This window comes from Veillonella caviae (assembly GCF_003992125.1).
In the GTDB taxonomy this organism is placed as follows: Bacteria; Bacillota; Negativicutes; order Veillonellales; family Veillonellaceae; genus Veillonella; species Veillonella caviae.
This window is the reverse complement of sequence record NZ_RQUY01000013.1, coordinates 48,697-55,830: the sequence shown is the minus strand read 5'-3', so window position 1 is coordinate 55,830 and position 7,134 is coordinate 48,697. Positions and strand designations below refer to the sequence as shown.

General features: G+C 38.3%; 7 protein-coding genes. All 7 read right to left on the bottom strand.

The features are described 5' to 3' along the window. Positions 1-431: 431 nt before the first annotated feature. On the bottom strand, positions 432-1,607 hold the full coding sequence (locus EO120_RS06120; protein ID WP_127134591.1) for an MFS transporter: 1,176 nt from the start codon (positions 1,605-1,607) through the stop codon (positions 432-434). Between the two features lie 222 nt (positions 1,608-1,829). Continuing rightward, positions 1,830-2,726 (bottom strand): protein translocase subunit SecF, encoded by an 897-nt coding sequence (gene secF, locus EO120_RS06115; RefSeq protein ID WP_127134590.1) that lies wholly within the window; start codon positions 2,724-2,726, stop codon positions 1,830-1,832. Continuing rightward, complete coding sequence (gene secD, locus EO120_RS06110) at positions 2,723-3,997, bottom strand: protein translocase subunit SecD (RefSeq protein ID WP_127134598.1); 1,275 nt, start codon at positions 3,995-3,997, stop codon at positions 2,723-2,725. Before secD ends, secF begins: the two co-directional genes overlap by 4 nt. Before the next feature lie 23 nt (positions 3,998-4,020). Then, on the bottom strand, positions 4,021-4,584 hold the full coding sequence (locus EO120_RS06105; RefSeq protein ID WP_127134589.1) for a 5-formyltetrahydrofolate cyclo-ligase: 564 nt from the start codon (positions 4,582-4,584) through the stop codon (positions 4,021-4,023). Continuing rightward, the gene (yajC, locus tag EO120_RS06100; protein WP_127134588.1) at positions 4,584-4,874 is read right to left on the bottom strand and encodes a preprotein translocase subunit YajC; all 291 of its coding nucleotides are present in this window, start codon (positions 4,872-4,874) and stop codon (positions 4,584-4,586) included. Before yajC ends, EO120_RS06105 begins: the two co-directional genes overlap by 1 nt. 78 nt (positions 4,875-4,952) lie before the next feature. Continuing rightward, complete coding sequence (gene tgt, locus EO120_RS06095; protein ID WP_127134587.1) at positions 4,953-6,068, bottom strand: tRNA guanosine(34) transglycosylase Tgt; 1,116 nt, start codon at positions 6,066-6,068, stop codon at positions 4,953-4,955. 8 nt (positions 6,069-6,076) lie between these two features. Beyond that, the gene (gene queA, locus EO120_RS06090; RefSeq protein WP_127134586.1) at positions 6,077-7,102 is read right to left on the bottom strand and encodes a tRNA preQ1(34) S-adenosylmethionine ribosyltransferase-isomerase QueA; all 1,026 of its coding nucleotides are present in this window, start codon (positions 7,100-7,102) and stop codon (positions 6,077-6,079) included. Between the last annotated feature and the right edge of the window lie 32 nt (positions 7,103-7,134).

Below are 7,134 nucleotides of genomic sequence, written 5' to 3'. Positions count from 1 at the left end.
TCAAAACCCGCACTCTGGCATATGTTCAATCTTTCGATTGATTACCTATCATTGTTCAGTTTTCAAAGATCTGTTTGCTAAGTCATCATCATGTCCTAGCGACTTGATTATAATATCAAGTCTAAAGCATTTCGTCAAGCACTTTTTTTAAAAACTTTAAATTTTCTACTCTGTGCTGTCATTCGAATTACGCTGTGTCCTAACGACTTGTATAAGTATATCATAAAGTAAAAATACGTCAACAACTTTTTTATCTTTTTGCAAACTTCATCTTCTCCTCATTAACAACACGCTTTTTCTCTGCTTTTTCTTAAATACGGAGTATCCCATAATACCACGTTACCATATACTTCAAAAACTATTTTTCTCTTATATAACAAAACCTCTACATATAGTGCTTATACAAACACATATGTAGAGGTTTTATTCTATTATTCTGCAATAGCTACATATCGTCTAATTCCAAAATGATATAGTCCTAATGCTACTACCATTACTAATGCTGTCAGTTGATACAGATGATTATAACCCCAAGCATTAGCTACCAAGGCAAGTATAACTGATCCTAAACCAACACTGATATCTAAAGCAAGAAAATATGTAGCTGTTGCCACGCCAGCACGTTCCATTGGTGCAGATTGAACTGCTAACGCTTGAAATGCTGGTTGGGCCGCTCCATACCCTAACCCCAATAGCGGCGCTGTACTAATGATTATCACGGGACTACTAGTAAAACCTAACATTCCCAAACCTAAGATAAACAATAGTATACCTGGATATATAACAAAAGAAGATCCAAAACGGGCATACACTTTTCCAACTATAGGACGGCTAATAATAATCATAAGAGCAAATAAGGCAAAGAATATACTCCCCCATATTCCTTCTCCCATAGCATTTAACTCAATAGGAATAAATACTAAAACTCCAGAATAGGTAAAACCAATAAATAATCCCATTAAAGCCCATGGCAAACTGCGCTTTTCTATAAATTGTGATATATGCCAGCCTTTCCTCTCAGTATATTTTGATACCGACAACGATTTAGGCAGTTTTACAACATTACTTAATACTAATGCAAAACCTGTCATAACTGTTAAAAAACTATATAGTGCAGAGCTTCCATAACTCTGTAGCGCATATAAACCAATAGCCGGCCCTAAAACCATTGCCACATTTGAGAAAACAGCAAACATATTGATGCCTTCCCCTTTTCTTTCATTAGGAAGAACTAATACTGCTAGGGCCGCCATCACAGTAGTTGCCAACGCAAATACAATACCATGCAAGCCTCTCAATACAAATATAGTATTTAGAGATGCGGTAAAATTGAATAGCCCCATAATGATGAAAAATAACGCTGTCGATAATAGTAATATATATCGCTTGTCAAAACTATCAATTAATCGTCCTGCAAAAGGTCTACATAAAATAGTACCTATTTGAAAATATGTCATAGCTAGGCCTGCATCAACTGCACTGCCTTCCAAATCTGATGTAAGTACAATCGGCAAAGCTGCTACCAATACATACTGGGTCATATAAAAAATACCACTACTTATGCCATAATTTATGAAAGCAGGAGTCCACAATCGCTTTGTTTCCACTTTATCACTCTTTCTAAATTAATAAACTAGGTGCTTTATTATACGCTTATTGACTATAGAGTTCAACTGATACATCATCTCTTTAACATGGTTAGCAGTGACGAGTATATCCAGTCTCACTACATATATATACTGCGTAATAACAAACTCCCCTTTAGGTTTAATCCCAAAGAGGAGGTTGTTATTACTTTTATAAATAGTCAAACGTTATTTATAAATATATTATGCATGTTGATTACGCATATCATTTTTATTACCACTCTTCCACAATACCCAAAGAGATGTAGCTACGCAAATAGAAGAGTACGCACCACTTGCAAAACCAATAATCATACATAATGCAAAGTTTTTCGTTGTATCCCCACCAAACACAAAGAGCGATACACAGGCAAACATAACAGTAGCTAATGTATAGAAACTACGGTGAATACTTTGAGCAATAGATGCATTTGCCAAATCTGCAAAAGTATCGGTCCGTTTATGTGTATGTGTATTTTCACGAACACGGTCAAAGATAACTACTGATTCATTCATTGAGTAACCAACTACGGTCAAAACAGCCGCCAAGAAGGATGCATCAATTTCCAATTGGAAATAAGAGAATACACCAAGCACCATAATCAAGTCATGGAAAATGGCAGCCAATGCAGATGCAGCAATTTTGTATTCAAAACGATAGGTAATATATAAAGCCAAAATAGCAAAGGCAATCACAAGGTTTAACAATGCATGCTGCGTCACTTCAGAACCAATAACAGCACCTACTGTTTCAATGCGTTTTACCGTATTCTCACCAAGATTAGCAGTCATTTTTTCCACTACTGCAGCACTTTCACTAGGTTCCAAATTACGAGTACGAATCATAACATCTTCCCCAGATGTTTCAGCTGCTTCACCAGACAATTGAATCTGTGCGTTTTCAAGATTGAATTCTTTTAACACATCACGCACCTGACTCACTTCTACAGCCTTGTTAAATTGTACTTCTACGATAGTACCACCAGTATAGTCGATACCAAAGTTAAATCCTTTAGTAAAAATAGATACCAAGCTGGCAATAACTAAGATTGAGGAAATCACAAACCACCAACGATGATGTTTAATTATATCGAAACTCATTTGCGTTTACCTCCTTTCAAAGTTTTAGGTTCAAATGCTTCTGCACTTGTAGCAGGAGAAATATTGGCACCAAACCAGAATGGATGATTTGTAAAATTACAGTCAATTAATAAACGAAGTAGGAAATGGCTTACAGTAATGGCAGTAAACATGCTTACTACAACACCAAGGCCCAAACTAATAGCAAATCCTTTCACAGGTCCAGATCCAAGAATAGCAAGAATGCCCGCAGTAATCATAACCGATACATTAGCATCTGTAATAGTAGACAATGCACGTTTAAAACCAGCTTCCATGGCTACACGCATAGATTTACCAGAAAATACCTCTTCTTTAAAACGTTCAAAAATCAGAATATTCGCATCTACTGCAACCCCCATAGAGAGGATGATACCAGCAATCCCAGGCAAGGTCATAGTCGCATCAAAGCCTTTGCCTAATACGAGTAAAAGAAGCATAACGTATACAAGAAGTGCTACATTCGCTACAAAACCAGATAGACGGTATAACACGAGTAAAAAAATCATAATCATACCGATACCAGCACCGAAAGCTACTACAGATTTATCTTTAGAATCTTGCCCCAAAGAAGGACCTACAGTACGAACTTCCAATACATTAATTTTTACAGGCAAAGCACCTGAACGCAATAAGATAGCTAAATCTTTAGCTTCATCTAATGTAGCACTGCCAGAAATAGTGGCACGACCACCTGTAATAGCTTGTTGTACTACGGGATTTGTCAACTCTTGCCCATCCAATGTAATAGCAATCCGGCGACCAATATTTTTAGATGTTAAATCTGCAAATTTACGAGCCCCTTCATCACTTAGCTCAATGGCAACGAGAGGTTGTTTATTTTGCCCCAACTCTTCTTTTGCATCTTTTAAATCGTCACCAGTCATAACGGTTTGTCCTTGATCATTTTTAAATTCAAGAACTGCTGTTTTACCAATACGTTTAATAGCTTCGTCAGGATCTTTTACCCCTGGTAATTCAATGATAATACGACGAGCCCCTTCCCGTTGTACGAGAGGTTCAGATAGACCCATTTCATTAATACGTCTTTCCAAGATTTGTTTTGCTCGTTCCACCGCATCATTATCAGCTGCACCTGAAGCAGAATCCTCTGCTTCCAATACGATATGTGTACCACCTTGTAAATCAAGACCTTGCTTTAAGGAATTTGCCAGTGGCACAATACTATATACAAAACAACCAATAATAACTACAATGGCTATAAAAAATTTGATAATAGCCTTGCCTCTCAAAATCATAACTCCCTTCTATTACACTACAATTCTATAACACCCTGTTCAGTTGCTACCATAGGCATCCGCTGGTCGTGTTCATCCATCGGTATCGGTTCATCCATAATTTGTTGAGTCCATGCGACCCCCATATATTGTGATGGTGAAAGTTCTTTCAAAAATCGATCGTAATAACCATTCCCCATCCCCATGCGACCGCCATAGCGATCAAATCCAGCACCAGGTACTAAGATCAAATCAAGATTTTTCGGATCAATAACACGATACGGTTCACGAGGCACCCTTATATTGAGTACACCATAAACCACATCTTGTATATCATATAACCGAACCGCTATCATTGTGGTCTTATCCACACAGACTGGCACATACACTTCTTTGCCATCCTTAATAGCATGTTCAATAAGCACATCTAAATTGGCCTCTTTAGGCATAGCTAAATAAGCCATAACAGAATGAGCTTTTTTATAGGCTGGCAATGATATGATTACATTCGTCAATGGTTGTGTCCACTTTTGACAGACCTCAACAGACAAAGCAGCACGCCGAGCCTTACAAGCCTGACGTACTGCTTCTTTTGCAGTCATTAGTTAGCTTCCTTATTTTTCTTGGAAACCACACTTGCTACAGCAGAGCGAGAAAAAGTCATTTCTACTTTATCTGCTACTTGTACTTTTATTTTTTCATCATCTAATTCAACGATTTCTCCATAAATGCCACCAATTGTAACGATTTTTTGGCCTTTTTTCAAGCTACTCAAAAGATTAGCTCGTTCTTTTTGTTGTTTCTTTTGTGGTCTCCACAACAAGAAATAAAAAATTACTACCATTAATAAAATCGGCCAACTTGCTTGTAAGATTTGTTGAATGTCACCCATCGATATTCCTCCTCATTAAAATTCATCATGTATTTATAAGTATAGTCATTACACTACGGTTTGACTAGACTTATTTCATTATTTTTTGAAGCTATCCCAAAACTGCATTCTAAATTGAGGGAATCGATCCTCTAAAATAGCAGTCCGCATTTGCCGCATAAACTCTAATAAGAAATAGAGATTGTGATACGTAACCAAACGCAAGGCCAATATTTCTTCAGCCTTGTATAAATGGCGTAAATATGCACGAGAATAGTTTTGACAAGTATAACATTGGCAACCTTCTTCTAATGGTCCCCAATCGTGAGCAAATTGTGCATTTCTAATATTGAGACGCCCATTCCAAGTCATGGCCATCCCATTGCGTGCCACCCGTGTTGGGTACACACAGTCGAACATGTCAATGCCGCGTGCCACGCCTTCCACTAAACAGTCTGCAGTACCAACGCCCATCAAATAGCGTGCCTTATTCGTAGGTAATAAAGGCGTTGTAAATTCAAGGATTTCATTCATTAAATCAATAGGTTCACCTACAGATAAACCACCTATGCTATAACCTTCAAAGTCCATAGCTACTAATTCAGTAGCACTTTGTTTGCGCAAATCTTTGTACATACCGCCTTGTACAATACCAAACATCCCTTGCCGGTCAAAAGCAGTACGCGATTCTTGGCAACGCTCTGCCCAGCGAGTAGTACGAGCCGTAGAGCGTTTTGCATAGTCATGGTCTGCCGGATATGGAATACATTCATCAAAGGCCATGGCAATATCAGAACCTAATTGTTCCTGTACTTTAGTAGCGACCTCAGGAGATAGAAATTTTTTAGAACCATCGATGTGCGATCTAAAAGTAACTCCTTCTTCTGTAATCTTACGCATATCGCCTAAACTAAACACTTGAAATCCACCGCTATCAGTTAAAATAGCTTGATCCCAATTCATAAATTTATGTAAGCCACCAGCTTCTTCCACCAATTCTGCACCAGGGCGCAAAAATAAATGGTAAGTATTGCTCAAAATTACTTGAGACCCAATAGCTTTTAATTCTTCTGGGGTCATCGTTTTTACAGTGGCTTGCGTGCCTACAGGCATAAACATAGGTGTTTGAAATGTGCCGTGCGGCGTATGTAATAATCCTGCACGGGCTCCTGTATGAGGGCAAGTCTTTTGTAATTCATAAGTAATGCTCGGCATACTAGCTCCTAACGTATAAACATAGCGTCACCAAAACTAAAGAATCGATATTTTTCACGTACCGCTTCTTCATAGGCCGCCAAACAATGTTCACGGCCTGCTAAGGCGCTAATTAACATCAATAATGTAGATTGTGGCAAATGGAAATTTGTCACCAATGCATCTACCATTTTAAAAGTGTATCCAGGATAGATAAAAATCTGTGTCCATCCACTAGTACCTTGTAATACGCCATCATCGGTAGAGGCAGACTCCAATGTGCGCACAGAGGTGGTTCCAACAGCAATAATGCGCCGACCTTTAGCTTTTGCATCATTGATACGTGCTGCAGTTTCAGGACTTACACTATAGAACTCACTATGCATATCATGGTCTTCAATAGATTCTACAGACACAGGTCTAAATGTGCCTAGACCTACATGAAGGGTAACAAATTCTAATTCTACACCTTTAGCTTTAATTTTCTCTAACAATTCTGGTGTAAAATGAAGCCCCGCCGTTGGCGCTGCAGCAGAACCTTTTTCCTTTGCATATACCGTTTGGTAGCGCTCTTTATCTTCTAATTTTTCATGAATATACGGCGGTAATGGCATTTCACCGATTTCCTGAATAATATCATCAAATATGCCATCTACCGTAAATTCTACGATGCGACCGCCAAAATCTGTTTTATCTAGAACGGTAGCTTTCAATCGTTCATCAAAGACGATGACTTGCCCTACAGGACATTTTTTACCTGGTTTTACAAGGCATTCCCAGCGATTTTCACCGCATGGTGTCAGTAAAAGCACTTCCACTTTGCCACCAGAACCTTCTCGATGGCCGTAAAGACGTGCAGGAATAACCTTTGTATTATTAAATACTAGCACATCTCCCTCATTGAGTTCTTCTACTAGCTCATAAAAATGAGCCTTATGCTCTACTGCACCAGTTACCTTATTTAATGTTAATAACCGCGACGTGTCTCGTGGTTCCACAGGAAATTGGGCGATTAACGCCTCTGGTAATTCATAATCAAAATCTGTAACTTTCATTATAATCCTTACTACATATTTTTAGGTAATCT

Bases quoted from the DNA above. Each gene is read 5' to 3' on its own strand.
- secF (WP_127134590.1), bottom strand. From the start codon at position 2,726: ATGAGTTTCGATATAATTAAACATCATCGTTGGTGGTTTGTGATTTCC.
- EO120_RS06105 (WP_127134589.1), bottom strand. From the start codon at position 4,584: ATGACTGCAAAAGAAGCAGTACGTCAGGCTTGTAAGGCTCGGCGTGCT.
- yajC (WP_127134588.1), bottom strand. From the start codon at position 4,874: ATGGGTGACATTCAACAAATCTTACAAGCAAGTTGGCCGATTTTATTA.
- tgt (WP_127134587.1), bottom strand. From the start codon at position 6,068: ATGCCGAGCATTACTTATGAATTACAAAAGACTTGCCCTCATACAGGA.
- queA (WP_127134586.1), bottom strand. From the start codon at position 7,102: ATGAAAGTTACAGATTTTGATTATGAATTACCAGAGGCGTTAATCGCC.